Genomic DNA, 1,751 nt, shown 5'->3' with positions numbered 1-1,751 from the left:
TTGAACAGTGATGTTCAGCAGTGTTCAGCGTAAATGTATCAGAGCGCTCCAGCAGCTTGACGCAAGCATACAGAGTATCCAAATGGGGAGTGGGCACCCCCACCAAACGCCCCAACTCGGTGATGGCTCCCACAATGGCCTCGATCTCCGTCCGTCGCCCCAGCTCAATATCCTGCAGCATCGAGGTGCGATGGGATCCCACGCGGGCTGCATCTTCTAGCCGCTCTTCCAAAGAGACCGGCAGCCGGATCCCTAGAGCTTGAGCTACAGCCTCAACTTCCTGCATCACCGACCGAACCAAAGCACGGGTGGGTGGGTATTGGGCAATTTCATCTTGAGCAGCCCGGGTGAGGGCGCTGATGGGATTGAAGGCGGCATTGCCCCACAGTTTCTGCCAGATCTCGGCCCGAATCTGCGAGGTGAGGGTGGTGGAAAGCTGCGCCTGTTCAAAGATGGCGGCCAAGGACTGCAGCCGTCCTGACAGGGATCCATCCGGCTCCCCCAGAATGTAGCGCCCACCCCCTGTGTGCAAGACCACTCCTGGCTCTGCCAACTGCACGGCAATGTACACCACACAGCCAATCACCCGCTCTATCGGCAAATGAGCAGCGATAACCCCTTCTGGATCCACGGAAGTCAGGGAATGCCCCTCAAACTCGCCCCCATGCCGGTAAAAGTACCACCAGGGGATACCATTCTGGGCGATCACAATGGGGGTGTCGGGGCCACACAGGGATCCCAGTCGAGGGGCAAGCTGCGGCAAGCTGTGGGCCTTGACCGTCACTATCAGCCAGTCCTGTGGGCCCAGGGCAGCCGGATCGTCGGTGGCTGTCAACCGCTCTACCCAGGTTTGGGAGGGATCCCCCTGCCGGATGAGCTTCAGACCTTGGGTGCGGATGGCCTGCAGGTGAGCTCCACGCGCCACGACACTGACGGGAAAGCCAGACCGGGCCAGGCATATGGCCAAGTGACTTCCCACCGCCCCAGCGCCAACGATACAAATCTTCATGAGTTTATCATCTTTCCGCCACCCACCTCATATCCAGGTGGCCAATTGACATGGAATTGACATGGAGCTGTAACAAGGCCCGATACCGGGCCCGGGAGAAATCCTCGACAGCTTTACTCTGCCCCCCCTTGGGTCACCCTTAGGATCCCATATCCAAGCGCCACACCCACCAGGGTCAGCACAATGCAGAGTCCAGCAATGGTGAAGATCTCGCCAGCCATAGATTCAGCTTCCTCGCAAATGGGATACATCGCCTTCTCAGGATATCGGATCCCAAGCCCTGGCCTTCACTCCAAGGGTGTAGCGGCCCAAACCCAACTCCTCGAAAAACAGTCGTTCTCCCAGACTTGATGAGATCCGGCTATCCGCCTCTATAATGAAAGCAATTTACAAGTCTTTACCGGCATAGGCTAAATTGTAATGCCTACAGCCGTAAAGCTTGTTTGGTGGCTCTCGAATGGCCCGTTGGGCCTCGCGAGTTGTGGAAACGGTTCTAAGTAGGGTCTTGGAGCGCTAGGGATCCTGACTTAACGGGAAACTCCTGAGCAGTTCTTGCCAAAGAGCCGTTCAAGGAAACTGAGGCAAAAGACCCAGGAGTTGAGTCTTTATACCTAGGCTCCGCTCTTGCTTCGAAGAAGCAAACTTTGTAGTTTCATTAACGTCCTCATTCATTTAGATGTCTTTAGGGAGTAGTTCAGATGACCATAGCGGTAGGGCGCGTGCGTCAGGAGCGAGGATGGTT

Annotated in this window: 2 protein-coding genes; both read right to left on the bottom strand. The window is 56.4% G+C overall.

Annotated features, from left to right (window positions below; all coding sequences use genetic code 11):
• A partial coding sequence (locus tag NW843_RS03265) for a ketopantoate reductase family protein (RefSeq protein WP_414522098.1) occupies positions 1-1,009 on the bottom strand: 1,009 nt, incomplete at its 3' end.
• A gap of 113 nt (positions 1,010-1,122) precedes the next feature.
• Complete coding sequence (locus NW843_RS03260) at positions 1,123-1,230, bottom strand: PetM family cytochrome b6-f complex subunit 7 (RefSeq protein WP_414329137.1); 108 nt, start codon at positions 1,228-1,230, stop codon at positions 1,123-1,125.
• Positions 1,231-1,751 lie beyond the last annotated feature (521 nt).

This window comes from Synechococcus sp. R5-12, assembly GCF_047502655.1.
Classification (GTDB): Bacteria; Cyanobacteriota; Cyanobacteriia; order Thermostichales; family Thermostichaceae; genus Thermostichus.
Note: the sequence above shows the minus strand (reverse complement) of the source record. Positions and strands in the feature narration are given on the sequence as shown.